The sequence below is a fragment of the Bradyrhizobium sp. NBAIM08 genome (assembly GCF_020193935.1).
Lineage (GTDB): Bacteria > Pseudomonadota > Alphaproteobacteria > Rhizobiales > Xanthobacteraceae > Bradyrhizobium > Bradyrhizobium yuanmingense.
Genome location: NZ_JADYVR010000497.1, coordinates 1 through 434, shown reverse-complemented (window position 1 = coordinate 434; position 434 = coordinate 1). Strand labels below are relative to the sequence as shown.

At 63.6% G+C, this 434-nt stretch carries 1 protein-coding gene; it reads right to left on the bottom strand.

The annotated features are described in order from the left end of the window. Positions 1-413 (bottom strand): hypothetical protein (locus I6F37_RS40630; RefSeq protein WP_225154465.1); only part of this gene is annotated, 413 nt, incomplete at its 3' end. Positions 414-434 lie beyond the last annotated feature (21 nt).

Genomic DNA, 434 nt, shown 5'->3' with positions numbered 1-434 from the left:
CCTTCAGCCTGCTCACGAAGAGCATCTGCCACAGGACAGGCACCTCCGAGCGTCTTCTCCAAACTCTCGCTGGCGGGCATCCAGGGCGCGACCACCAAGACCTCCGCCTTCAAGCCACGCGCAGCCTCCACGGCCTGCTCCATCTGACGCGCAAAGGCTGGCGGCGACACACCGGCTTCAGCTTCCGCAAGGCCATGACAAATCAGCACCAGATCCACCGGAGACTGCGTTGCCACCGACCCCAGGATGGAGGGCGCATCCACCAGTGCCTGATCTTGTCCCGAGAGCACTCGCACATTCACACCGGGAGCCAGAGCCGCCGAGGTCGAATCCACACCCGTCTCACGCACACCGCCGGTGTAGAAAAATTGGTTCGCCACTTCACGGGCAAACAGCGCGGGAAAGGCCTGCATCACCCCCGCCTTGCCATCCTC